The organism is Mesorhizobium caraganae, assembly GCF_016836705.1.
GTDB classification, from domain to species: Bacteria; Pseudomonadota; Alphaproteobacteria; order Rhizobiales; family Rhizobiaceae; genus Mesorhizobium; species Mesorhizobium caraganae.
The window spans coordinates 36,995-60,199 of record NZ_JAFCGY010000001.1 but is presented as its reverse complement, the minus strand read 5'-3'; the positions used below and the strand labels follow the sequence as shown (position 1 = coordinate 60,199).

Below are 23,205 nucleotides of genomic sequence, written 5' to 3'. Positions count from 1 at the left end.
GCCGCAGCGATGCGGCGCCTTTTTTGTTTCCAGGGCGTTACGCCGCGTTGCGCGCCAGTGCCCGCTGGTTGGAGGCATAGATCGTATCGCGCTTGGGCAGTGCGCCCGTCTTGAGGCAATCGATCCATTCGGCTGTATCGAGCACGGCCGCGAAGCGCGACTGCAGAATGACCGTCACCACGCGATGGATCTCCTCCGCCGAGGCATAGCCCGCGCTGTTGGCATAGGGCACCGAGCCGGTGGCGTCGGACAGGAACTCGACCGCAAAGTCGACATGCGCGGCGTGGATGACGGTCGACAGATCGCAATTATGCGTCATGTAGCCGACCACCGTGATCGTATCGATGGCGTTGGCGCGCAGCCACTCCTCAAGGTCGGTGCCGGCAAAGGCCGAGGGCAGCGACTTTTCGACATAGTGGTCACGCTCCCGCCTGGCGATCTCGGGATGCAGTTCTCCGCCATGGCTGCCCTTGGCGAAGATCGGCGACGTCTCGGGCGCCATCTGCTTGACGACCACCACCTTAACTCCGGCGGCAGTGGCGGCATCCATGGCGCGCGCCACGTTGACGACGCTGTCGCGAAAGGGCGGATACTGGATGGCGAGGTTGCCGCCGTCATAGTCGTTCTGGACATCGATGACGATGAGCGCGCGGCGCGGCGTGGTGTTGGTGGACATGGTGTTTTCCTTTCGGGCTTGAATGGGACGGGCCGAAAATAGGCGGATCGCCCGGCTGCCAAAAGTGGCCCAATTGACATCATTCGAAAGAATTGGGACAATCCAAACTCACCTGCTGGAAACGCCCATGACCGCTCCCATCGTCGCCGTCCTTGCTTTCGACGGCATCAGCCCGTTCCATCTCTCCGTGCCGTGCCTGGTGTTCGGCGCCGACCGCACCAAGCTCGGCCTGCCGCGCTTCGACTTCCGTGTCTGCGGGGTCGAGGAAGGCATGATCCAGACCGATGCGGGGCTGAGCATCCTCGTGCCGCATGGGCTGTCCGCGCTCGATGACGCCGATATCGTCATCGTCCCGAGTTGGAAGGATCTCGAAGCTCCTCTCGCCAAGCCATTGAAGGAAGCGCTCGGCCGTGCGCACCGGCGCGGCGCGCTGATCGTGGGGCTCTGTCTCGGCACTTTTGCCCTTGCCGCCGCCGGCCTGCTTTCGGGCCGGAAAGCGACCACGCACTGGGCCTATACGGACCAGTTGCAGGCGCTTCATCCCGATATCGCCGTCGACGCCGATGTGCTCTATCTCGACGAGGGCGACATTGTCACCTCCGCTGGCGTCGCCGCCGGGCTGGACTGCTGCCTGCATATCGTGCGTGCCCGCTATGGTGCCGAGGCCGCACTGCGGCTCGCCCGGCACGTCGTGCTCTCCCCCCATCGGCAAGGCGGACAGGCCCAGTTCATCGAGCGCCCGCTGGCGAAAACCCCGGCTGCCGACCGGTTCACCCAGGCGCTCGACACCGTGCGGGCAACGCTGGGGCAAACGCACAGCCTCGACCGCGTCGCCGAGGCCGCCGGCTTGACCCGGCGCACGTTCACCCGCCGTTTCCAGAAATCGATGGGCACCAGCTTTGGCGAGTGGCTGGCCGGCCAGCGCATCGAACTGGCGCAACGGCTGCTGGAGGCGACCGAGAAATCGATGGACATGGTGGCTTTCGAGGCCGGCTTCGGCAGCGCCACCTCGTTGCGCCAGCATTTTGCCGCACGACTGCGGACCTCGCCGGCGCAGTACCGGCGCGAATTCTCCAGGCGGACCGGCGAGCAGGCGATGTCCGCCCTGTCTCATTGATCTTCGGCGGACGCGTATTCAGCCGCGTTTGACCGCCCGCGCCGGGTTGCCGACCACGGTGGTGTTGTCAGGCACGTCGCGCGTCACCACCGCGCCGGCGCCGACAATGGCGCCATCGCCGATGCTGATGCCGCCGAGGATGATGGCGCTGCCGCCGATCCAGGCACTGTCGCCGATGGTGACCGGCCTGGCGATCTCCAGCCCCGCCTGACGGCCTGCTGCCTCCTTGTGGTGCTCGGCGCAGTAGATCTGCACATTGGGGCCAAGCAGTGTCCGGTTGCCGATACGCACCGGCGCGGTATCGAGGATGGTGCAGCCGGCATTGAGAAACGCGCCTGCGCCGAGATGGATATTGAAACCGTAGGCGCAATGGAACGGCGCCTCGATGCGGGCGCCCTCGCCAGCATTGCCAAGAAGCGCCAACAAGGCTGGACTGATATTGCCGCGCTGCCGAGGCGGCAGTGAATTGTGCTCGAACACCGCATCGCGCGCGATCACCCGCAGCGCTTCCAACTCGTCGTCGATGCAGGTGTACCACTCGCCCGCAATCATCTTCGTGCGTTCGCTTGCGGACATGGCCACGCCTCCAATCTGATCTCCTGCCAAAGCACAATCCTCCGCCGGGGAAAACCCCGCTGTCCAAATGCCCGGCCTATGCTAGCTTGCCCGCGCGGACCGTCCGAGGTTCTGAGGGGATCCATCATGCTCTATCTGCTCGCACTTTTGATCGGTATCATTGCCGGTCTTCGCGCCATGACCGCGCCGGCCGCCGTCGCCTGGGGCGCTTATCTCGGCTGGCTGCCGGTTGCCGGCACCTGGGCGAGCTTCATGGGCCATTGGGCCGCTGTCGGCATCTTCACCATTTTGGCCATTGTCGAACTGGTCACCGACCAGTTGCCGTCGACGCCGAGCCGCAAAGTGCCGCAGCAGTTCGGCGCCCGCATCCTCATGGGCGCCTTTGCAGGTGCTGTGATCGGCGCCACCGCCGGTTCCACCATAGGCGGCCTGATCGCCGGTGCCATCGGCGCCGTTATCGGCACCTATGGTGGCGCCGAAGCGCGTGGCCGGCTGGCCACCACCTTCGGCAAGGACTTGCCTGCCGCTCTCATCGAGGACGCGGTGGCCATCATCGGCGGCCTGCTGATCGTGGCGGCGGTGGCATGACGGCGAAAACCTTCGACGCCATCATCATTGGCGCCGGCCAGGCCGGCACACCGCTCGCCGGCAGGCTGAACGCAGCCGGCATGAACGTGGCGCTGATCGAGCGCAAGCTGGTCGGCGGCACTTGCGTCAACACCGGTTGCATCCCGACCAAGACGATGGTCGCCAGCGCCTATGCCGCCCATCTGGCGCGGCGCGCCGCCGATTATGGCGTGACGCTCAGTGGCCCTGTCGGCGTCGACTATAAGGCGATCAAGGCGCGCAAGGACAAGGTTTCGGGCGCCTCCCGCACCGGGCTGGAAACCTGGATCGCCGGCATGGACAAATGCACGCTCTATCGCGGCCATGCGCGCTTCGAATCCGCCAACACGGTGCGCGTCGGCAACGACCTTTTGACCGCCGAAAAGATCTTCCTCAACACCGGCGGCCGCGCCTCGGTGCCGGACCTGCCCGGCATCCACGACATCGACTACCTCACCAATTCCTCGATGATGGATCTCGAAATTTTGCCGCGTCACCTCGTCGTCGTCGGTGGCAGCTACATCTCGCTGGAATTCGCACAGATGTTCCGCCGCTTCGGTAGCGAAGTCACCGTCATCGAGAAGAGCCCACGCCTGGCCGGCCGCGAGGACGAGGACGTATCGGCGGCGATCCTGTCGATCCTCGAAAACGAGGGCATAGCGGTCCATGTCGGCGCCGACGACATCGGCTTCGCCAAACAGGGCAACGACATCGCCGTGACCTTCTCATCCGGCAAACCGCCGGCAGTCGGCTCGCACGTGCTTCTGGCGCTCGGCCGCACTCCCAACACCGACGACCTCGGTCTCGACAAGGCCGGCGTCGCGGTCGATCTGCGCGGCTTCGTCACCGTCGACGACCAGCTGCGCACCAGCGTGCCCGGCATCTGGGCGATGGGCGATTGCAACGGCAAGGGCGCCTTCACCCACACCTCCTACAACGACTATGAGATCGTTGCCGCCAATCTGCTCGATAACGATCCGCGCAAGGTCAGCGACCGCGTCGAGGCCTATGCGCTCTACATCGATCCGCCGCTCGGCCGCTGCGGCATGACCGAGGCCGCCGTGAAAAAATCCGGCCGCAAGGCGCTGGTCGGCCAGCGGCCGATGACCCGCGTCGGCCGCGCCGTCGAAAAGGGCGAGACGCAAGGTTTTATGAAGATCTTGGTCGATGCCGACACCAGGGAGATCCTCGGCTTTTCCGTGCTTGGCCCTGGCGGCGACGAGGCGGTGCACTGCGTGCTCGACCTGATGTACGCCAAGGCGCCGGCCGACACGCTGGCCCGTGCCATGCACATCCACCCGACGGTTTCGGAACTGCTGCCGACCATCGCCCAGGAACTGAAGCCGCTGGTGTGACGTAACTTTGCGTCAAGCTCCCGGCTTTCTGCATTGGTGCATTGCAGCAATGTGCATTGCGCATGGCACGGCTTCTCGGTCAGTCTGAAATTGAACCGATTCATACTGGACTTTCCATGCCTTTGCCGATCCTTGCGCTTGCCATAGCATCCTTCTGCATCGGCACCACCGAGTTTGTGATTATGGGCCTGTTGCCCGAGGTTGCCGCCGATCTCGGCGTGTCGATCCCCTCGGCCGGCCTGCTGGTCACCGGCTATGCGCTGGGCGTCGTCTTCGGCGCCCCGATCGTCGCCATGGCCACCGCGCATTTGCCGCGCAAACCGGTCCTGGTTGGCCTCGCCGCTCTGTTCGTCGTCGGCAATCTGTTTTGCGCCATTGCGCCCAATTACTGGCTCTTGATGGCAGCTCGCGTCTTCACCGCCTTCGGCCATGGCGCCTTCTTCGGCATCGGCTCGGTCGTGGCCGCAAGCCTGGTGCCGCGCAACAAGCGCGCCAGCGCCATCGCGCTGATGTTCGCCGGCCTGACGCTGTCCAACATTCTGGGCGTTCCCGCCGGCACTGCGCTCGGCGAAGCCTTCGGCTGGCGCTCCACCTTCCTCGCCGTCGTCGGCATCGGCTTGCTCTCTGTTGCGGCCATTGCCTGGCTGGTGCCGTCCGACGTCGCCCAACCGAGCGGCGGCGGCTTGCGCGGCGAGTTGCGCGTGCTGGGCAAATTGCAGGTCTGGCTGGCGATGCTGATCGCCTCGCTGGCCTCGGCCAGCCTGTTTGCCGTCTTCACCTACATCAAGCCCTACCTCACCGAGGTCTCCGGCCTGTCGACCTCCGCGGTCACCTGGGTGCTGCTGCTGTTCGGCGCCGGCATGACCGTCGGCAATGTCATCGGCGGCAAGCTGGCCGACTGGAAGCTGATGCCGACGGTGATCGGCACGCTGCTTTTGATGGCGGTGCTGTTTGTCGGCTTCATGCAGTTCGGCGCCATCGCCAGCGTCGCCATCGGCGTCGTCTTCCTGTGGGGCCTGCTCATCTTCGTCGTCGTGCCGCCGCTGCAGATCCGCGTCGTCGAAGCGGCGTCCGAAGGGCCGAACCTTGCCGCCACGCTCAACCAGGGCGCCTTCAATGTCGGCAATGCAGGTGGCGCCTGGATCGGCGGATTGGCCCTTTCGGCGGGCGTCTCCTACGCTCACCTGCCGCTGGTCGGCGCGGTTCTGGCGCTGCTGGCCGTCACCGTAGCCGTTGTCTCACAGGCGCTTGAACGCTCAGCTCCTGTGGCCGTTCCGGCTGCCGCGGAATGATATTGCGCCCATAGCGCCGCGAACTGGACCAATCGACAGCCCTCCGGCAAAGGTGCATGTGTTCTGCCTCTTTCCTGGAGGCATCCCATGCAGAAATCGATCGAACGCATTTCCGGCGACAGCGAAGGCGTTTCCTACGAATTCCCGGCATTCCGCTTCACCGGCGCCGACAAGGCAGCGCCCTCTGCCTATCTGCAGTCGGCACTCCATGCCGGCGAATTGCCGGGCGTCGTCGCCATCGACGCGCTGATGCCTGCGCTGAACAAGGCCGAGGCCGAAGGCCGCATCAAGGGCAACATCACGGTCGTGCCCTGGGCCAACCCGATCGGCCGCGCGCAATATCATTTCGGCGAACATCAGGGCCGCTTTCATCTCGGCACCCGCACCAACTTCAACCGTGCCTTTCCGCTGCTTGCCGCGCCTGACACCGCACTGTTGCCGGACACCACATTCGGAACTGCCGATCAGCAGTTGAAGACGCGGCTGCTGCAACTTTCCATAGGCCACGACATCGTGCTTGATCTGCATTGTGACGATGAAGGGCTGGCCTATCTCTACGTCCACTCCAGCCTGTGGCCGGCAATGGCCGATTGCGCCGCCGCCATGGGCATCGACGCGGTGGTGCTGTGGAGCGAAGACAGCGACGGGACCTTCGAGGGCGCCACGATCATGCCCTACCAGAACGTCCCCGCCGGCGTGGCAAAGTTCGAGCGGCGCGTCGTCACCACGGTCGAATATCGCGGCATGCTCGATGTCGACGGCAGGTTGGCCGCATCCGATGCCGAAGGTCTCTACTGGCTGCTGGTGGCGCGCGGCGTGATCGCCGACCCGGCCCTACCCGCACCAGGTCCTTTCACTGGTTTCGTCGCGCCGTTGGAAAACATCGACATGATGCCAGCACCCCGGGCGGGTGCCGTGCTCTACGACGTGAAGCCCGGCGACCGCGTCGCCAAGGGCGCACGCCTCGCCACCATTGTCCATACACCCGGGGAGGTCGGCGGCCGCACCGAAGTATTTGCCCCGCAGGACGGCGTCATCCTGACCCGCCGCGCACGCCGCATCATCCGCGCCGGCGAGGATCTCTTGAAACTGGTCGGCGACAAGAAGAGCGCCGACGCAAGGTCAGGGACGCTGGAGGACTGACCTAGCCCGAGATCGCCAGCCGCGCTTTCGCCTCCAGCCATTCGGCCATCTGCCGGTAGGGCACCGGGCCGTGGCTGACACGGGAGACGCCGAGCTCGGCCAGCCGCTGGCGTGGCGGCACATGCGCCAGCGCGATAATGTTGACCGGCAACGCCGTGGCTTTGCAGAGCGCCTCGATCAACCCTTCGTCGCCGAGCCCCGGCGCAAAGAAGCCGCTCGCGCCGGCCTTTTCATAGGCCTTCGCCCGCTCGATCGCCTGGTCGAGAAGACCCTTGTCATGCGCATCCGGCTTCGCCTTGAGGAAGATGTCGGTGCGGGCATTGATATAGGCCGGAATGCCAGACGCTTTGACCGCTGCCGCCGCCGCCTCGATCCGCTTCACCTGTACGGCGATGTCGTGCAGGCCGGTGCCGCCGACGATTTGGTCTTCGAAATTGAAGCCGATGGCGCCCGCCTGCAGGGCACGTGTCACGGTCTGGGCGACGGCCTCCGGCTCGACGCCGTATCCGCCCTCGAGGTCCATGGTCACCGGCAGGTCGACCGCAGCCACGATGCGCTTGATGTTGTCCAGCGCCAGCTCCAGCGGGATTTTCTCGCCATCGGCATAGCCGAAGGCGGCCGCCACCGGCCAGCTGCCCGTGGCGATCGCCTTGGCTCCGGCTTTCTCGACGATCTTTGCCGAGCCCGGATCCCAGGCATTGTAGAGAACGATCGGGTTTCCCTTGACGTGGAGGGAATGGAACGTGCGTGCGCGCTCGATCTGGTCGGTCATTGCTGTCTTTCCCGCCTATCTCGATATTGGACGGGTAGTCTAGGCAGGACCGCCAGCGTTGGCGATGTGCCATGAGCCCCGGAAGCGGCGGCCACAAACAGGCCTTTCAAACCTGTTGCGCATCCGGCTTTTCGCCGCTATGGATTTCGCCCATGAACATGCGTTCGATCAAGACCATTTGGTGGTGGGCTCGCTGACTGCGGCCTGTTCGAACGCGTGCGCGTGAAAATAGAAGGTGGCCGCAACGGAATGTCCGGGCGGCCATTTGTTTTTTCAAAGCCAGTCCCGGGTCCGTTGCCCAACAAGCCAGATGGAGACGGCAATGACGACGATGAAGGTTCTGGAAAACGGCGCGGAACGCTTCGTGACCGCGGGTGGCGTCACCATTACCCGCGAGCGCCACGACAAGCCCTATGCCGGCGCGATCGACTCCTATGTCGACGGGCTGAATTCGCGTCGCGGGGCCGTGTTTTCCTCGAACTACGAATATCCCGGCCGCTATACGCGCTGGGATACGGCCATCATCGATCCGCCGCTGGTGATTTCCGCGCGTGGCCGCGCCATGCGCATCGAGGCACTGAACGGTCGTGGCGAGGTGCTGTTGCCGGTAATCGGCAAGGCGCTTGCCGGCTTGAGCGAAGTCACAATCGCCGAAACCTCGAAAAAGCTGATCCGCCTCGATGTCGCCAAGCCTGGCCGGGTCTTCACTGAGGAAGAGCGCAGCCGCGTCCCTTCCGTCTTTACCGTGCTGCGCGCCATCACCGCGCTGTTCAAGACCGACGAAGACGCCAATCTCGGCCTCTACGGCGCCTTCGGCTACGACCTCGCCTTCCAGTTCGATCCGGTCGACTACAAGCTCGAGCGCAAGCAGAGCCAGCGCGACCTGGTCCTGTTCCTGCCCGACGAAATCCTGGTCGTCGACCATTACTCGACCAAGGCCTGGACCGACCGCTACGACTATTCCGGCGACGGTTTTTCGACTGAAGGCCTGCCGCGCGACGAAATCGCCGAGCCGTTCAAAACCGCTGACCGCATCCCGCCGCGCGGCGATCATGAACCCGGCGAATATGCCAATCTGGTGCGCAAGGCGATGGATAGCTTCAAGCGCGGCGATTTGTTCGAGGTCGTGCCCGGGCAGATGTTCTACGAGCGTTGCGAGACGCAGCCTTCCGAAATCTCGCGCAAGCTGAAGTCGATCAACCCCTCGCCCTATTCCTTCTTCATCAATCTCGGCGAAAACGAGTATCTGATCGGCGCTTCGCCGGAGATGTTCGTGCGCGTCAACGGCCGCCGCGTCGAGACCTGCCCGATCTCCGGCACCATCAAGCGCGGCGACGACGCCATTTCCGACTCTGAGCAGATCCTGAAGCTGCTCAACTCCAAGAAGGATGAATCCGAGCTGACCATGTGCTCGGACGTCGACCGCAACGACAAGTCCAGGGTCTGCGATCCGGGCTCCGTGCGCGTCATCGGCCGCCGCCAGATCGAGATGTATTCGCGCCTGATCCACACAGTGGATCACATTGAAGGGCGCTTGCGCGAAGGCATGGATGCCTTCGACGCCTTCCTGTCGCACGCCTGGGCGGTCACCGTCACCGGCGCGCCGAAACTCTGGGCCATGCGCTTCATCGAACAGAACGAGAAGAGCCCGCGCGCCTGGTATGGCGGCGCCGTCGGCATGGTCAATTTCAACGGCGACATGAACACTGGCCTGACCTTGCGCACCATCCGCATCAAGGACGGCATCGCCGAGGTGCGCGCCGGCGCCACGCTGCTCTTCGACAGCATCCCCGAGGAAGAAGAAGCCGAAACCGAACTGAAGGCATCCGCCATGCTCTCCGCCATCCGCGACGCCAAATTAGGCAATGCCGCCGGCGCCGAACGCACCACCGCGCGCGTCGGCGACGGCGTCAACATCCTGCTCGTCGACCACGAGGACTCCTTCGTCCACACGCTGGCCAACTATTTCCGCCAGACCGGCGCCAATGTCTCGACCGTGCGCACGCCAGTGCCGGAGGAGGTGTTCGAGCGGCTGAAGCCCGACCTCGTCGTGCTGTCGCCGGGACCCGGCACGCCGAAGGATTTCGACTGCGCCGCGACCATCAAGAAGGCCAGGGCTCGCGACCTGCCGATCTTCGGCGTCTGCCTTGGCCTGCAGGCGCTGGCCGAGGCCTATGGCGGCGAGCTCAGGCAGTTGCATGTGCCGATGCACGGCAAGCCGTCGCGCATCCGTGTCTCCAAGCCCGGCATCATCTTCTCCGGCTTGCCCAAGGAAGTCACCGTCGGTCGCTACCACTCGATCTTTGCCGATCCGGTACGGCTGCCCGACGGCTTCGTTGTCACCGCCGAGACAGAGGACGGTGTCATCATGGCCTTCGAGCATCGCAAGGAGCCCATCGCCGCCGTACAGTTCCATCCGGAATCGATCATGACGCTCGGCCACAATGCCGGCATGCGCATCATCGAGAACATCGTTGCGCATCTGCCGCGCAAGGCCAAGGAAAAGGCGGCCTGACCGGTATGGCCGCAGCGGACAGCGTGACGGCGATCGCGGCAAAGGAGGCGGCCAAGCAAAGGGTTGCCGCCCTCGCCTTCTGGTCGATCGTCGTCGCCTGCGTCGTGCTCGCGCTCAAGCTTGCCGCCTGGTACATCACCGGCTCCGTCGCGCTCTATTCGGATGCGCTGGAATCGATCGTCAACGTCATCGCCTCGGCCGCTGCCTACTGGGCGATCCGGGTCAGCTACAAGCCGGCCGACCAGGACCATCCGTTCGGCCACCACAAGGCCGAGTATTTCTCGGCCGTGCTGGAAGGCGTGCTGATCGTGCTGGCAGCACTTTTGATCCTCAGCGAGGTCTGGCGCTCCTGGCAGGCGCCGACGCCGCTTGAACAGCCTTGGGAAGGTCTCGCGATCAATGGCGTCGCCACCGTCATCAACGCTTTGTGGGCCTGGACGCTGATCCGCGCCGGCCGCAGCGCAAAATCACCGGCGCTGGTTGCCGACGGCCGCCACATCATGACCGATGTGGTGACTTCCGTCGGTGTCTTCGGCGGTCTCGTCGGCGCAATCCTGACCGGCTGGCAAATCCTCGATCCAGCGCTTGCCGTCATCGTGGCGCTCAACATCCTCTGGCAGGGCTGGCATGTCATCGGCTCGTCGATGAACGGGCTGATGGACCGCGCCGTCGACACGCAGGAACACATGCACATCCGCGATATCATCTCGGCCAATTGCAAGGGCGCGCTGGAGGTTCACGACCTCAAGACGCGCATAGCCGGCCGCGCCACCTTCATCGAGTTCCACCTGGTCGTCGACGCCGACATGACCGTCGGCGCCAGCCACGTTATCTGCGACCGCATCGAGGATGCGCTGAAAGCCGAAATCCCCTCGGTGCGCGTCACCATCCATGTCGAACCGGATGATGAAGCGAAGCTGCCGAAAGGCACGACCGCGGTGCCTTTCGCCTGATGGCGTTGGAGATTGGCTGAGCCATCTCAACTTCGTCATCCTAGGGCGAAGCAAGGAGCGAAGCGACGCGGCGCAGACCCTAGGATCCATGCCGTGACGTCAGAGCGCCGCCACGGTCCAGACCTTTGAGTTACGCCAGAGCCGGTCGTCGGCGTAACAACGCAACTGTTCTGCGTCGCCGCATTCTTCGGCCAGTTTCACGGAATGAATCCTAGGGTCTGCGCTCCGCTTCGCGTCGCTCCGCCCTAGGATGACGAAGCGCGGGGTCTCAAGGTGCGCAGGCCGACTGCGGCATAGACTCCAGCCGATAGACCTTGTCATCGGACGCGGTCTTGCCATCCGCCGCCTTCGAGCAGAGGTCGACGATCGCCAAGCTGCTGTTGGGGTTGGCCAGCATCATGGTGCCGTTGGCGCCGCGCTTGAGGTAGATTTCCTTTTGGCTGATGTCGCACGAAGAATTGCTCATCTTCGAACTGGCCGCGCAGCGCCATTGGTCGGCCTCGCCCTGACAGGAATAAGTCTGCGTGACCTTGGCCCCGTTCTTCCTGGTGGTCACCGAAACGGCAATGTCGGCGCCGTCGGGCCAGTTGGCGACATCGCCGCCTGAGGCGAAGGAGGCAAGCTCGACCGGTCCGCGGAAGACCCGGATCGACTGCGTCATCTGGTCGGGATGAGAGTTCAGATGCGCGGCGTCGTAATCGCGTCCGAAGCAGAAAGGCTGGTCCGGCTTCAACCGCTCGCGCAACGGTGCGCCCAGCGCCGGATCGATCGGATCGATCTTGGCGAATTCGGCCTTGCAGGTCGCCGCCGGCATCGGGTCGAGGCGGAAATTATCGTCCTCTGAGCCCAGCGCCTGCCGGTCATATTCAGCCTCGCCCAGTTCGTCTTCCGATCCGGCGTCGAGATAGAGATCGGACGAGACATCGGTGAGCATCAGGCGGCCTTTGTCATCGAGCTTCAGCGAAGCCATGGTGCGGTCGCAGTCCATGCCGCAGCGGATCGGGCCCGACTTGCCGTCCTCGGACTCGTGATTGCACCAGCCGCCGGCCCATTGCGGCGTCTTGGCGCCACGCACCGTGGTGGTGAGAAAGCCATTGTAGGAGGTGTCAGCATTCGCCGTCGGCTCCTCGTTCGGATGGCTCACCGGATCATGGCCATAGAGGAAGAAAATCCGCGCCACCTTCTGCTTCGGATGCGCCTTGAGATGGGCTGCGTCATAGACACGGCCGAAACAGGCATCGGCGCCACTCGCACTGAGTTCGGGCAATTTAAGCGCATCGTCGGCCACGGCCGAACCCGCAAGTGCGCCGAGCAGCATGGCGCCAAATCCGGCGACGGCGAAATTCTTCCACTTCCTGAATGCCACTGGACCCCCTCCTCGCATCGACAGGACGTAACGTCAATTTATGCTAGTATCATGGCCGCATCCACGCAATTTGCTATGAGCACCAGCCGAGGAGGATGCCATGCGCCGACGCGACATGTTCCGTGCCAGCCTTGCCGGCGCCGCCGGCCTGTTCGGCCTGAGCCGGGCGGCCGCCGCCGAGGACAGACCGAAGGTGGCCTATCATCTCAGCGACCTCGACAAGGTCAATTTTGTGCTCGGCAACATCAAGAACCACTATGAAGGCACCGGCGGCAATGTCGACATCGTGCTGGTCGTGCATGGTCCCGCCCTTGCCGGTTTCAAGTCGAAAGGCATATCGGCGGCGATTTCGGGACGCTTTGCCGGCCTCGTCCAGCAGGGTCTTGAGTCGCACGCGTGCGGCAACACCATGAAAGGCATGGAGATCACCCTTGCCGATTTGCTCGAGGGCTTCCACGCCGCCGACAAGGGCGGCGTCGTCAAGCTCGCCGAACTGCAGCGCCAGGGTTACGCTTATCTCAGACCCTAGCCGGGGCTTGAACAGGAGGGCTGCGAGCGCCTACGAAGGACGGGAGGAAATTCCCGGAGAACCGACGTGCCAGCAACCCCCACCCTCGTCATCCCCGATCTTGCCGGCAAGGCGGTGCTGGTCACCGGCGCCTCGACCGGCATAGGCGCTGCCCTTGCGCTGGCCTATGCCGCGCAAAAAAGCCGCGTCGCGCTGCACTACAATTCGAGCCGCGAGGCCGCCGAAACATTGGCCAAGACCATCCGCGATGGCGGCGGCGAGGTGTTTCTCACCCAAGGCGACTTTTCGATTGCCGCCGATGTCGAGCGTGTGGTCGAGGAGAGCGCTGAGCATTTCGGCCGGCTCGACGGGCTGGTCAACAATGCCGGCGGCATGCTTGGCCGTGTGCCTTATGCCGAGCAGACCGAGGCGCATTACGACGCGGTGATGGACCTCAACGCCCGGTCGGTGGTGACCGCCTCGCGCAAGGCGATGCCATGGCTGAAGAAGCAGGGCGGCTTCATCGTCAACACCTCGTCGATCGCCGCGCGCAATGGCGCTGGCGGCGGCGCCGGGCTCTACGGCTCGGCCAAGGCCTTCGTCTCCAACGTCACCCGCGGCATGGCCAAGGAACTGATCGGCTTCGGCATCCGCGTCAATGCGGTGGCGCCGGGCACGATCCTGACGCCATTTCACGAGCGCTATTCCACCGACGAACAGATCAAGGGCATGATCGCCACCATTCCACAGGGGCGCGCCGGCACGGCCGAAGACTGCGTCGGCGCCTATCTGTTCCTGTCCTCCGATCTCCTGAGCGGCTACATCACCGGCCAGGTGATCGAGGTGAACGGTGGCCAGTTGATGCCTTGAGCCGGCAATTGCATACTGCGTCTCGCAACCCAAGCATGTTGTGCGAAAGTTTCAGCGGTTTGAAAGCCAGGGGAGACGTAGGGCGATGTACGGACTGATCGGCAAGATGCGGGCGGCGCGCGGCCAGCGCGACGCGATCATGGGCGTTTTGCGCGAGAGCACCGGCGCCCTCCCCGGCTGCCTGAGCTATATCATCGCCACCGACCCGGCCGATGCCGACGCGATCTGGGTCACCGAAGTGTGGACCGATCAGGCCAGCCACAAGGCATCGCTGCAACTGCCCGAAGTCCAGGCGGCGATCGCCAAGGCGCGGCCTTTCATCTCCGGCTTCGAGTTCCAGATCGAGACCCATCCGGTCGGGGGTTTCGGCCTGCCCGCCGTCAAGAACGAGTGATGTTCGAAAGCAAACGCAGTTTTCGAGTTTTCCTCGGCGGGGTTCGCATCATTCTTCTCCAAGTCTAAGACCTGATATGGATTCCTCGCCAGAACAGCCGGCCATCGAACGCATGACGCGCATGCGTCCGCTTCGGCAGTGGCTGGTGTTGCTGATCTTCTCGCTGCTGTTCGCCGGCACGCTGGAATACGCCGCACTGCCGGCAGCGCTGCTGATCGGCCCGATGCTGGCCGCGATCCTTGCCGGCACCAATGGCGCCACCGTGCGCGTGCCGCGCCCCGTCTTTGCCTCCGCCCAGGCCCTGGTCGGCTGCCTTGTCGCGGCGTCGATCTCGGCCGACATCTTTTCGGTCTTCTACAAGGAGTGGCCTCTGTTCGTCGTCGTGGTGCTGGCGACCCTTGCTGCGTCCAGCCTGCTCGGCTGGCTGATCAGCCGCTGGCGCATTCTGCCCGGCACCACCGCCGTCTGGGGCTCATCGCCGGGTGCGGCCACCGCCATGGTTCTGATGGCCGGCGCCTTTGGCGCCGACCAGCGCCTCGTCGCCTTCATGCAGTATCTGCGCGTGATCTTCGTCTCGATGACGGCGGCACTCGTGGCCAAGATGTGGATCGACACCTCCGGCGTTGAAATCCCAGCCATTGTCTGGTTCCCGCCAGTCGACGCAATGGCCTTTGCCGCCACGCTCGGCGTGGCGCTGGTCGGCGGCCTGCTCGGCCGGCTTTGCCGGCTGCCCTCGCCCTTCTTCCTCGGCACCTTCATCTTCGGCACCATCGTCCATCTCGGCTTAGGCGTGGCGATGCAATTGCCGCCATGGCTGCTGGCGCTCTCCTATGCAATGGTCGGCTGGTCGATCGGTCTGAACTTCACCCGGGCGATCCTGCGCCATGCGACGCGGGCACTGCCGCAGATCGTCGGTTCGATCGTCGTGCTGATCGCCTTTTGCGGCGGTCTCGCCTGGCTGATCAGCCATGTCCTCGGCATCGATCCGCTGACTGCCTATCTCGCAACCAGCCCCGGCGGCATGGACAGCGTCGCCATCATCGCCGCCGCCGCGCAGAACGTCGACATCTCCTTCGTCATGGCGTTGCAATCGGCCCGCTTCCTGGTCGTGCTCATCGCCGGGCCAAGCATCGCGCGGCTGGTGGCGAGAGCCGTCAGGGACTGAGTACGAATTCAAGGATCCGGGAAGAGGAAATTGCCCATGAACCGTCGCGTGAATGCCGTCGATCTCTCAGGCCGTGTCGCCGTCGTGACCGGCGGCGCGCAAGGCATCGGCCTTGCCGTGGCCCGACGCCTGCTGTCGTCGGGCGCCAGCGTTGCCATCTGGGATGTCGACCAGGCTGCGATGAAGAACGCCGTCGCCGAACTCGCCCCGCTCGGTCGGATCGAGGCTTTGCTGTGCGATCAATCGCTGATCGAGGCCGTGGACAGCGCCGCGACGCAAACCGAGCGCTCGCTCGGCCCGGTCGATCTGCTCGTCAACAATGCCGGCATTGCCGGACCGGCGGCTACCGTGGTGGACTATGATCCTGCCGCGTGGCGCCAGATCATCGACATCGACCTCAACGGTGTCTTCTATTGCTGCAAACGCCTGGTGCCCGGCATGATCGCGCGCAGCTACGGCCGCATCGTCAACATTGCCTCTGTCGCCGGCAAGGAAGGCAATCCGAATGCCGCCGCCTATTCGGCCGCCAAGGCGGGTGTGCTCGCGCTGACCAAATCGCTCGGCAAGGAGCTTGCCGGCCACGACATCGCCGTCAACGCGCTGACGCCGTCGCCCGCCCGCACCCGCATCCTCGAACAGCTCACCGAGGCCCAGGTGGCCTACATGCTGGGCAAGGTGCCACGCGGGCGGTTTGTCGAAGTCGAAGAGGCGGCCGCGATGATCGCCTTCATGCTCTCGGACGAAAATTCCTTCACCACTGGCGCAACGTTCGACCTGTCGGGCGGACGGGCCACCTACTGAGAAGTAGCGCTAGTCCCTCGCCGTCATCGGCATCGGCGCCGCGAAGGACTACGAGCCGCTCAGCGTCGCGGCAAGCCGGTCGGGGAGGAAATCGACGAACGCGCGAACCTTCGGCGACAAATGGCGATTTGACGGCCACAGCATCCGGAACTGGCCGCGGCCGTCGACGTGGTCGTCCAGCACAGTGCGCAATTGCCCATCGCGCAGCGCCTCACGGACCAGGAAATCGGGCATCGAGCTGATGCCGAGACCGGCCATAGTCGCGCCCTTCAGCGCCTCGGTGTTGTTGCAGGTCAGCATCGAGCGGACCTGCGGCTCGACACTGCCGCCGATGAACGGCCAACCCTGCAGCTTTCCGCTGTTTGGAAACCGGAAGCGTATGCCGTAATGGTTCACGAGATCGTCCGGTCCGCTCGGGTTGCCGTGCTGCTCGAGGTAGGAAGGTGCCGCGCACAACAGCAGCCGGAAGGGCGCAAGCGGCCGCGCCACCAGGCGCGAATCCGGCAGCTCACCGCTGCGGATTGCGATGTCGACGCCTTCGTCGATAAGGTCGACGATGCGATCGTTGAAATCGATGTCGAGTTCGATTTCGGGATAGCACGCCATGAACTCCGACAGCACCGGCAACAGCAGGTGATAGGTCACGATCGGCGTCGAAATGCGCAACCGCCCATGCGGCGTTTCCCGCGTCCGCGACAGCATCGCCTCGGCATCGTCGATGTCGTCGAGGATGCGCCGCACCCGCTCGTTGAACAGCTTGCCCTCTTCGGTCAGTCCGACACGGCGCGTGCTGCGCTGCAGCAGCCGCACGCCCAGATCCTGCTCGAGCCTGGCGACGCTCTTGCCGACGGCCGACGCCGAGATGCCAAGCGTTCGGCCGGCGGCGATGAAACTGCCGAACTCGGCGGTGCGGGCAAAGGCCAGAAGGCCGTTGAGGCGTTCCTCACATCTCTCCATTCGAGCGTTTCAGTCCGATATATCTGGAGATTTAATACTATTTTTCTGGAAATGTCGCTGACCTATCTTTCCGTCACGACCAGCGCCGCGCTCCCAGCGGCAGGCCCGCGGATCCTGCTTCAGATAGGAAAAACCATGACTTCGAAGACCACAAACGGCGCCGCCGCGCCATGGCTCGTCCTGCTGTCGGTATGTCTTGCCGCCATGACCATGCCCTTGACCTTCACCGGTCCGGCCGTCGCGCTCTCGCGCATCGCAGCCGATCTCGGCGGAAGCCCGATCGCGCTCAACTGGGTGACGAACGCCTTCATGCTGACCTTTGGCGCCACCCTGATGGGGCTGGGCGCGCTCGCCGACAATCATGGCCGCAAGCGGATGTTCATTGTTGGCCTCGGCCTCTATGTCCTGGCCACGCTGGGCGCGATGCTGGCGCCTAACATCGTCTGGTTCGACACACTTCGGGCTGCGCAAGGGCTCGGCAGTGCCGCCGCCTTCGCCGGCGGCGCCTCCGCGCTTGCCCAGGAATTCGAGGGGCAATTGCGGTTGCGCGCCTTTTCCTTCCTCGGCACCAGTTTCGGCATTGGCCTCGCCTTCGGTCCGATCGCCTCCGGCCTCATCATCGAAGCATTCGGCTGGCGGTCGATCTTCGTTCTGGTGGCAGTGCTTGCGATTGCCGCTGCGCTACTGGGTCTGGGCACAATCAAGGAATCGCGCGACCCCGATGCGACTGGTCTCGACTGGGCGGGGGCCGGCACTTTCACGATTGCGCTGGCCGCGCTGACCTACGGCGTGCTTCAGGCCCCGCAGAGCGGCTGGACCGATCCGCTCGTGATCGGGCTGCTTGCCATCGCTGCGCTCTTCTTCGCCGCCTTCGTCATCGTCGAGCGGCGCGTGGGGCGGCCGATGCTCGATCTCTCGCTGTTCCGCTTTCCCCGCTTCGTCGGCGTCCAGTTTCTGGCAGCTGCCCCCGCCTATGGCTTCGTCGTCCTGCTCGTGCTGTTGCCGATCCGCTTCATCGGCATTGAGGGGATGAGCGAGATCGAGGCCGGGCAATTGATGATCTGCCTGTCGGGACCGCTGTTGATCCTGCCTCTGCTTGCCGGCCAGGTGGCGCGCTGGATCGCTCCGGCGACGATCTGCGGCGTCGGCCTGTTGATTGCCGCCGCCGGCCTTGTCTGGCTGAGCCTGACCCCGCCGGTCGCCATTGCCTTGGTGGCGCCGCTGGTGCTGATTGGCATCGGCATCGCTTTGCCCTGGGGGCTGATGGACGGACTTGCCGTCAGCGTCGTGCCGAAGGAGCGCGCAGGCATGGCTGTCGGCATCTTCAACACCACCCGCGTCGCCTGCGAAGGCGTGGCGCTCGCGATCGTCATGGCCGTTCTGTCGGGTTTCACGGCGACGAGACTCACCGCCGAGGGAACGGCGTCTTCCGTTGATGCGGCGGCGGCAGCGCAGCTGCTGGTAACCGGCAATGTCGGCGAAGCGGCAGCCCGCTTGCCGGGAGCCGGAGCCACGGTCCTGGTCCAGGCCTACGAGACGGCGTTCGACAGGCTGCTGATCGTGCTGGCGGCAATCACCATCGTCACCGCGCTTGTCGTCTTGCTCGGCCTGCGCCGCGGATCGACCGTGGAGCACGAAACCGTTCCTCTGCCGGTATGCCAGGAAGGCTAGCCTTGCCCGGCGTCAGCTGATGACCAGGCTCGCTATGCGGTCGCCGTCCAGCGTGAAGACCATATCCCTTCGCCGTTGAAGCCATCGCCTGTGACGGCGATGCGGACGTGGTAGCTGCCATCGGCCTCGGCGATGCGGACAATGCGCAGATTGGACTTCACGCCGATATTGTCCGACTGGTTCCAACGCGCAATCTGCTCGCGGCCATGGAAGGATCGTCCCCAGTCGGTCAGGGATGCGTTGGCGGTAAAGGTGCCAAGAAACGCTTCGGTGTCACCTTCATTGGTGGCCTTGACGAAACGGCGGATGGGCTCGGGTGTGGCCATCAGTCCAATCTATGCATCAAATCGTCATCCAGCCAGCGGCCGAAGAAATAGACCAGCTGCTTGTGCCACCACGGCCAGTCATGGCTGACGTCACCACCCCAATAGTCGACCCAGGCGGGAATGGATTTGTCGCGCAGGATCTGTTCCAGCTTGCGCGTCTCGACCAGCATGCGCTCTTCCCAGGCGCCCTGCCCGCAACAGAAGATCATCCTCAGCGCCTTCAGCCGCGCTAGCAGCTTGGGATCGACGATGCCGGGCAGATAGTCGAGCGGCGAGTTGTAGAAAATGTCGCCGTCGAGCACCTTGCCGAAGAAGTCGCGCGCCGAATAGACGCCCGACAGCGCGATGACGCCGCTGGCGAGTTCTGGAAAGCGGAAGACGAAGTTCGAGGAATGGTAGCCGCCCATAGAGCAGCCGGTGAACAGCGGCTTCAACTTCCGTCCGCCATTGGCTTGCTCGGCGGTCGCCAGAAACTCCGGCAACGCCTCCTCACGGACATAGCGGAAATAAGCCTCGTGGCGGCCGATGCGGTGGGCGGCGTCGGCGTGCTTGTTGAAGAAAGATTCCGAATCGATGCCGTCGACCGCAAACAGCTGGATGCGGCCGGTGTCGATGAATTCGGCCAGCGCCCCCACCCCGCCGGAATCCTCGAACTGATAGAACCGCCCTTGCGAGGTCGGGAACACGACCACCGGCCGGCCGGCATGGCCGTAGCGCTTGTATTCGATGTCGCGGCCGAGATTGCGGGCAAAGCCCTTGTGATAGGAAATGTCCATCGCGTTTAAGCCTTTTCCGCGTGAATATAGGCGACGGCCTCGCGCAGCGCTGCTTCGTCCTTCGAGCGCATCTGGTAGGCGTAATTTCCCATGGCGCGGCTGAAAACCTTTTCTATCGGCTGATGGTGGACGATCTTGTCGCGATGCGCGGCCAGCACGTCCTCATGGCTGTGCAAATAGTGGAGGTGGTGCTTGCGGCTGGCATAGGCGGTGAAATACTTGCCCTCATAGGGTCCATTGGCCGCATCCTTGACCACCATGTCGGCCCACGCCGCATAGACGTCGATGTCGAACGTGTAGTTGATCGCATCGGTCATCCAGGCGCCGGGCGGCCGCATATTGACCTCGAGCGCGATGACACGGTCGTCCTTGGTTTCGAACAGCTCGATGTGGAAGAAGCGCTCGCGCACGTCGAACGCCTTCAGGATTTTCCTGCCTGCCTCCTCGACCGCGGGGCTGATTTTGGGAAAACAGGTATAGCTCATGTGGCGGTCCTTGTTGACCACTTCCATGACGCTCTGGTCGTAGCGGTGGCTGGCGGCAAGCACCACCTCACCGTCGCGGTTGACCAGCCCGTCGAAGGTGACCACCAGGCCCTCGATGAACTGTTCCATGACGAAGGTCACGTCCTCGGGCTTGTCCCGGAAAAACTGGTCGAGTTCTTTGGCGTTGGAAATCTTGAAGGTGTTCGAGGCGCCGGAACCGGAATCGGGCTTCACCACCACGGGATAGCCGACGCGACGGATGAAGGTCATGGCGCCTGCCCGGTCGGAGCATTTGCGCTGCGCAATGGTGTCGACGCCGCTCTTGCGGAAGAAGGCGCGCATGCGGCTCTTGCGCTTCAGATTCTTCACGAAATCGAGCTTGGTGCCGTAGATGTTGAAGTCGGTGCGGATGTTGGCTTCCAGTTCCAGCCAATGCTCGTTGAGCGATTCGAAACGGTCGATGCGGCCCCATTTGTGGATGAAATGACCCATCGCCCGGAACACCGGATCGTAGTCCTCCATGTCGGCGACGCGGTAATATTCCGACAGAGCAGCCTTCAGCTTGCCGTCCAGCGCCTCATAGGGCGCGTCGCCGATGCCGAGCACGGTAGCGCCAGCCTTCTTCAGCCGGTCGCAGAAATCGGCGCCGTTGGTGGGAAAATGCGGCGAGAAGAATACAAAATTCATGGGCGACCTCCCCCGGCATCGCGACCTCGTCCAAGCATGTCGCCGGGACCGCGAAGGACGGCGACACGCACAGAAACAACACCAAGTCTGGCGTATTTGCCGCGCGTGGGGAAGAGGTCTGAAACAGGCAGAAAAGCGCCTACTTGCCTCTCCATGGCCGCTCCTGTATGAAAACCGCCATGAACACGCGCGCCTCCTCCGTCGCTTCCCGTCCGACCGGCTTTGCCGGCGAGACCGTTCGCGCGCTGGCATCGACCCTGCTTCTTCTCGGCCTTATCGGCGATCGCCGGGTTCGCTGAAGGAGCGCCCGGCGGTCGAACCGCCGCTTACGCGCACGCTCCTTGGCCAGTTTCAAAATTGGCAATTCACATCAAGCGAACGAAAATCTGGTAAGGCGCGGCTCGCTCTCAATCCGTCCGAAGACCGATCCGTGAGCCGCCGGGAGAACAAGACGATGAACGCACGAGAAGAGATACGATCCGGCGAAGCAGAAAGCGTAAAAAGCGCCGCCGGCCACATGCCGGGCGCCGCCCGCAAATACCAGCCCTATCCGACAGTCGGCCTCACCGACCGCACCTGGCCCAACAAGGTCATCGACAAGGCGCCGGTCTGGTGCTCGGTTGATTTGCGCGACGGCAACCAGGCGCTGATCGACCCGATGGGCCATGAGCGCAAGGCGCGCATGTTCGGCCTGCTGCTCGACATGGGCTTCAAGGAGATCGAGATCGGTTTCCCCTCGGCCTCGCAGACCGACTTCGATTTCGCCCGCTGGTGCATTGAGCAAGGCAATGTGCCGGCCGATGTCTCGCTGCAGGTGCTGGTACAGTGCCGGCCCGAACTCATCACCCGCACCTTCGAGGCGCTGAAGGGCGCCACCAACCCGATCGTGCATTTCTACAATTCGACCAGCGAGTTGCAGCGCCGCGTCGTCTTCGAGAAAGACGTCGGCGGTATCAAGCGCATCGCCACCGATGCAGCCAAGATGATCACCGACATGGCGGCCAAGGCCGGCGGCGGTTACCGCTTCGAATATTCGCCGGAGAGCTTTACCGGCACCGAACTCGAAGTCGCGCTGGAGATCTGCAACGCCGTCACCGAGATCGTGAGGCCGACGCCCGACAACAAGCTGATCATCAACCTGCCGTCGACGGTCGAAATGTCGACGCCCAACATCTATGCCGATCGCATCGAATGGATGTGCCGCAACCTCGACAACCGCGAAAACCTGTTGATTTCGCTGCACCCGCACAATGATCGCGGCACCGGCATCGCCACCACTGAGCTCGGCCTGATGGCGGGTGCGGACCGCGTCGAAGGCACACTGTTCGGCAATGGCGAACGCACCGGCAATGTCGACATCGTCACCCTGGCGCTCAACATGTACACACAAGGCGTCGATCCTCATCTGGATTGCTCCGACATCAACCGGATGAAGGACGTCTACGAATATTCCAACCAGCTGAAGATCCCCGAGCGCCACCCTTACGTCGGCGAACTCGTCTACACCGCCTTTTCCGGCTCGCACCAGGACGCCATCAACAAGGGCATGAAGGCGCTTAAGAAGGCCAATACGCCGGTATGGGAAGTGCCCTATCTGCCGATCGATCCGGCCGATGTCGGGCGCAGCTACGAGGCTATCATCCGCATCAACTCGCAGTCCGGCAAAGGCGGCATCGCCTATGTGCTGCAGGCCGATTACGGCCTCAACCTGCCGCGCAATCTGCAGATCGAGTTCAGCCAGGAGATCCAGGCGATCACCGACGCGGAAGGCAAGGAAGTGCCGGCAAAGCGCATCCACGACCGCTTCCTCGAGACCTATGTCGACCAGCCCGTCGCGCGGCTCAAATTCCTCGACCATCACACCTACCCTGACACCGAGAAAAAAGGCCGGCGCGTGGTCGAGGCGGTGATCCTCGATAACGGCAAGGAGACGACCATTACCGGATCCGGCACCGGCCCGATCGACGGCTTCGTCGATGCGCTGTCGCGCCATGTCGGCGTCGACATGTCGGTCCTCGACTATTCCGAGCATTCGCTCCAGCGCGGATCAAACGCCTCGGCGATCTCCTATGTCGAGATGGAATATCCCGGCGGCAAGCTGTTCGGCGCCGGCATCAACACCAACATTGTCGCCGCCTCTCTGGAAGCCGTTGTTTCGGCTGCCAACCGTATCATCGGGCGCAAGGCCGGCTGA

22 protein-coding genes are annotated in these 23,205 nt (G+C 63.9%); 14 read left to right on the top strand and 8 right to left on the bottom strand.

Annotation, left to right across the window (positions count from 1 at the left end):
• Nucleotides 1-37: 37 nt before the first annotated feature.
• Complete coding sequence (locus JQK88_RS00300; RefSeq protein WP_192258958.1) at nucleotides 38-676, bottom strand: cysteine hydrolase family protein; 639 nt, start codon at nucleotides 674-676, stop codon at nucleotides 38-40.
• A 127-nt stretch (nucleotides 677-803) separates the two neighbouring features.
• On the opposite strand from JQK88_RS00300, the gene JQK88_RS00295 reads away from it, so the two are divergent.
• Complete coding sequence (locus JQK88_RS00295) at nucleotides 804-1,793, top strand: helix-turn-helix domain-containing protein (RefSeq protein WP_192258957.1); 990 nt, start codon at nucleotides 804-806, stop codon at nucleotides 1,791-1,793.
• 18 nt (nucleotides 1,794-1,811) lie between these two features.
• Here the strand turns inward: JQK88_RS00295 and JQK88_RS00290 are convergent, their stop codons facing one another.
• Nucleotides 1,812-2,369, bottom strand: coding sequence for a sugar O-acetyltransferase (locus JQK88_RS00290; protein WP_192258956.1), 558 nt, complete (start codon nucleotides 2,367-2,369; stop codon nucleotides 1,812-1,814).
• Between the two features lie 126 nt (nucleotides 2,370-2,495).
• Here JQK88_RS00290 and JQK88_RS00285 point away from each other — a divergent pair, with 126 nt between their 5' ends.
• From JQK88_RS00285 to JQK88_RS00270, 4 genes are all read left to right on the top strand, one after another.
• Nucleotides 2,496-2,957 (top strand): DUF4126 domain-containing protein, encoded by a 462-nt coding sequence (locus JQK88_RS00285; protein ID WP_192258955.1) that lies wholly within the window; start codon nucleotides 2,496-2,498, stop codon nucleotides 2,955-2,957.
• Nucleotides 2,954-4,330 (top strand): FAD-containing oxidoreductase, encoded by a 1,377-nt coding sequence (locus JQK88_RS00280; RefSeq protein ID WP_192258954.1) that lies wholly within the window; start codon nucleotides 2,954-2,956, stop codon nucleotides 4,328-4,330. Before JQK88_RS00285 ends, JQK88_RS00280 begins: the two co-directional genes overlap by 4 nt.
• Nucleotides 4,331-4,446: 116 nt before the next feature.
• The gene (locus JQK88_RS00275) at nucleotides 4,447-5,622 is read left to right on the top strand and encodes an MFS transporter (protein WP_192258953.1); all 1,176 of its coding nucleotides are present in this window, start codon (nucleotides 4,447-4,449) and stop codon (nucleotides 5,620-5,622) included.
• A gap of 87 nt (nucleotides 5,623-5,709) precedes the next feature.
• The gene (locus JQK88_RS00270) at nucleotides 5,710-6,765 is read left to right on the top strand and encodes a M14 family metallopeptidase (protein WP_203277143.1); all 1,056 of its coding nucleotides are present in this window, start codon (nucleotides 5,710-5,712) and stop codon (nucleotides 6,763-6,765) included.
• A gap of 1 nt (nucleotide 6,766) precedes the next feature.
• Here the strand turns inward: JQK88_RS00270 and JQK88_RS00265 are convergent, their stop codons facing one another.
• Entirely contained in the window at nucleotides 6,767-7,537 is a 771-nt protein-coding gene (locus tag JQK88_RS00265) for an isocitrate lyase/PEP mutase family protein (RefSeq protein ID WP_192258951.1), read from the bottom strand.
• A gap of 310 nt (nucleotides 7,538-7,847) precedes the next feature.
• On the opposite strand from JQK88_RS00265, the gene JQK88_RS00260 reads away from it, so the two are divergent.
• Complete coding sequence (locus tag JQK88_RS00260; protein ID WP_376740353.1) at nucleotides 7,848-10,052, top strand: anthranilate synthase; 2,205 nt, start codon at nucleotides 7,848-7,850, stop codon at nucleotides 10,050-10,052.
• 5 nt (nucleotides 10,053-10,057) lie between these two features.
• A complete protein-coding gene (locus tag JQK88_RS00255; RefSeq protein ID WP_203277141.1) occupies nucleotides 10,058-11,005 on the top strand; it encodes a cation diffusion facilitator family transporter in 948 nt (315 codons plus the stop codon).
• Nucleotides 11,006-11,273: 268 nt separating this feature from the next.
• On the opposite strand, the gene JQK88_RS00250 is transcribed toward JQK88_RS00255, so the two are convergent.
• Complete coding sequence (locus tag JQK88_RS00250) at nucleotides 11,274-12,323, bottom strand: hypothetical protein (protein ID WP_246749747.1); 1,050 nt, start codon at nucleotides 12,321-12,323, stop codon at nucleotides 11,274-11,276.
• A 148-nt stretch (nucleotides 12,324-12,471) separates the two neighbouring features.
• On the opposite strand from JQK88_RS00250, the gene JQK88_RS00245 reads away from it, so the two are divergent.
• The 5 genes from JQK88_RS00245 to JQK88_RS00225 all read left to right on the top strand — a co-directional run bounded on the left by JQK88_RS00245 (nucleotide 12,472) and on the right by JQK88_RS00225 (nucleotide 16,109).
• A complete protein-coding gene (locus JQK88_RS00245; RefSeq protein ID WP_203277139.1) occupies nucleotides 12,472-12,900 on the top strand; it encodes a DsrE family protein in 429 nt (142 codons plus the stop codon).
• 66 nt (nucleotides 12,901-12,966) lie between these two features.
• Entirely contained in the window at nucleotides 12,967-13,749 is a 783-nt protein-coding gene (locus JQK88_RS00240) for an SDR family NAD(P)-dependent oxidoreductase (RefSeq protein ID WP_192258946.1), read from the top strand.
• Nucleotides 13,750-13,834: 85 nt separating this feature from the next.
• Complete coding sequence (locus JQK88_RS00235; RefSeq protein WP_112561138.1) at nucleotides 13,835-14,143, top strand: putative quinol monooxygenase; 309 nt, start codon at nucleotides 13,835-13,837, stop codon at nucleotides 14,141-14,143.
• 76 nt (nucleotides 14,144-14,219) lie between these two features.
• The gene (locus tag JQK88_RS00230; protein WP_203277138.1) at nucleotides 14,220-15,308 is read left to right on the top strand and encodes an AbrB family protein; all 1,089 of its coding nucleotides are present in this window, start codon (nucleotides 14,220-14,222) and stop codon (nucleotides 15,306-15,308) included.
• A gap of 48 nt (nucleotides 15,309-15,356) precedes the next feature.
• Nucleotides 15,357-16,109: an SDR family NAD(P)-dependent oxidoreductase gene (locus tag JQK88_RS00225; RefSeq protein ID WP_112561190.1), complete on the top strand. Its 753-nt coding sequence runs from the start codon at nucleotides 15,357-15,359 to the stop codon at nucleotides 16,107-16,109.
• Between the two features lie 48 nt (nucleotides 16,110-16,157).
• Here the strand turns inward: JQK88_RS00225 and JQK88_RS00220 are convergent, their stop codons facing one another.
• Nucleotides 16,158-17,066: a LysR family transcriptional regulator gene (locus JQK88_RS00220; protein WP_203277137.1), complete on the bottom strand. Its 909-nt coding sequence runs from the start codon at nucleotides 17,064-17,066 to the stop codon at nucleotides 16,158-16,160.
• A 135-nt stretch (nucleotides 17,067-17,201) separates the two neighbouring features.
• Here JQK88_RS00220 and JQK88_RS00215 point away from each other — a divergent pair, with 135 nt between their 5' ends.
• A complete protein-coding gene (locus JQK88_RS00215) occupies nucleotides 17,202-18,737 on the top strand; it encodes an MFS transporter (protein ID WP_203277136.1) in 1,536 nt (511 codons plus the stop codon).
• Nucleotides 18,738-18,769: 32 nt separating this feature from the next.
• Here the strand turns inward: JQK88_RS00215 and JQK88_RS00210 are convergent, their stop codons facing one another.
• Genes JQK88_RS00210 through JQK88_RS00200 form a run of 3 tightly spaced genes read right to left on the bottom strand, consistent with a single transcriptional unit; the run spans nucleotide 18,770 to nucleotide 21,011 of the window.
• Nucleotides 18,770-19,063 carry a nuclear transport factor 2 family protein gene (locus JQK88_RS00210; protein ID WP_246749713.1) on the bottom strand — a complete coding sequence of 98 codons (294 nt, stop codon included), beginning with the start codon at nucleotides 19,061-19,063 and terminating at the stop codon, nucleotides 18,770-18,772.
• Nucleotides 19,063-19,839 carry an esterase family protein gene (locus JQK88_RS00205; RefSeq protein WP_203277135.1) on the bottom strand — a complete coding sequence of 259 codons (777 nt, stop codon included), beginning with the start codon at nucleotides 19,837-19,839 and terminating at the stop codon, nucleotides 19,063-19,065. The genes JQK88_RS00210 and JQK88_RS00205 overlap by 1 nt, the downstream gene beginning before the upstream one ends.
• Nucleotides 19,840-19,844: 5 nt before the next feature.
• Complete coding sequence (locus tag JQK88_RS00200; protein WP_203277134.1) at nucleotides 19,845-21,011, bottom strand: ATP-grasp domain-containing protein; 1,167 nt, start codon at nucleotides 21,009-21,011, stop codon at nucleotides 19,845-19,847.
• A 517-nt stretch (nucleotides 21,012-21,528) separates the two neighbouring features.
• Between JQK88_RS00200 and leuA the strand changes: the two genes are divergently transcribed.
• Nucleotides 21,529-23,205: a 2-isopropylmalate synthase gene (gene leuA / locus JQK88_RS00195; RefSeq protein ID WP_203277918.1), complete on the top strand. Its 1,677-nt coding sequence runs from the start codon at nucleotides 21,529-21,531 to the stop codon at nucleotides 23,203-23,205.

Coding starts and splice junctions, on each gene's coding strand:
- JQK88_RS00300 (WP_192258958.1), bottom strand. CDS start 676: ATGTCCACCAACACCACGCCGCGCCGCGCGCTCATCGTCATCGATGTC.
- JQK88_RS00295 (WP_192258957.1), top strand. CDS start 804: ATGACCGCTCCCATCGTCGCCGTCCTTGCTTTCGACGGCATCAGCCCG.
- JQK88_RS00290 (WP_192258956.1), bottom strand. CDS start 2,369: ATGTCCGCAAGCGAACGCACGAAGATGATTGCGGGCGAGTGGTACACC.
- JQK88_RS00285 (WP_192258955.1), top strand. CDS start 2,496: ATGCTCTATCTGCTCGCACTTTTGATCGGTATCATTGCCGGTCTTCGC.
- JQK88_RS00280 (WP_192258954.1), top strand. CDS start 2,954: ATGACGGCGAAAACCTTCGACGCCATCATCATTGGCGCCGGCCAGGCC.
- JQK88_RS00275 (WP_192258953.1), top strand. CDS start 4,447: ATGCCTTTGCCGATCCTTGCGCTTGCCATAGCATCCTTCTGCATCGGC.
- JQK88_RS00270 (WP_203277143.1), top strand. CDS start 5,710: ATGCAGAAATCGATCGAACGCATTTCCGGCGACAGCGAAGGCGTTTCC.
- JQK88_RS00265 (WP_192258951.1), bottom strand. CDS start 7,537: ATGACCGACCAGATCGAGCGCGCACGCACGTTCCATTCCCTCCACGTC.
- JQK88_RS00260 (WP_376740353.1), top strand. CDS start 7,848: ATGGAGACGGCAATGACGACGATGAAGGTTCTGGAAAACGGCGCGGAA.
- JQK88_RS00255 (WP_203277141.1), top strand. CDS start 10,058: ATGGCCGCAGCGGACAGCGTGACGGCGATCGCGGCAAAGGAGGCGGCC.
- JQK88_RS00250 (WP_246749747.1), bottom strand. CDS start 12,323: ATGCTGCTCGGCGCACTTGCGGGTTCGGCCGTGGCCGACGATGCGCTT.
- JQK88_RS00245 (WP_203277139.1), top strand. CDS start 12,472: ATGCGCCGACGCGACATGTTCCGTGCCAGCCTTGCCGGCGCCGCCGGC.
- JQK88_RS00235 (WP_112561138.1), top strand. CDS start 13,835: ATGTACGGACTGATCGGCAAGATGCGGGCGGCGCGCGGCCAGCGCGAC.
- JQK88_RS00230 (WP_203277138.1), top strand. CDS start 14,220: ATGGATTCCTCGCCAGAACAGCCGGCCATCGAACGCATGACGCGCATG.
- JQK88_RS00220 (WP_203277137.1), bottom strand. CDS start 17,066: ATGGAGAGATGTGAGGAACGCCTCAACGGCCTTCTGGCCTTTGCCCGC.
- JQK88_RS00215 (WP_203277136.1), top strand. CDS start 17,202: ATGACTTCGAAGACCACAAACGGCGCCGCCGCGCCATGGCTCGTCCTG.
- JQK88_RS00210 (WP_246749713.1), bottom strand. CDS start 19,063: ATGGCCACACCCGAGCCCATCCGCCGTTTCGTCAAGGCCACCAATGAA.
- JQK88_RS00205 (WP_203277135.1), bottom strand. CDS start 19,839: ATGGACATTTCCTATCACAAGGGCTTTGCCCGCAATCTCGGCCGCGAC.
- JQK88_RS00200 (WP_203277134.1), bottom strand. CDS start 21,011: ATGAATTTTGTATTCTTCTCGCCGCATTTTCCCACCAACGGCGCCGAT.
- leuA (WP_203277918.1), top strand. CDS start 21,529: ATGCCGGGCGCCGCCCGCAAATACCAGCCCTATCCGACAGTCGGCCTC.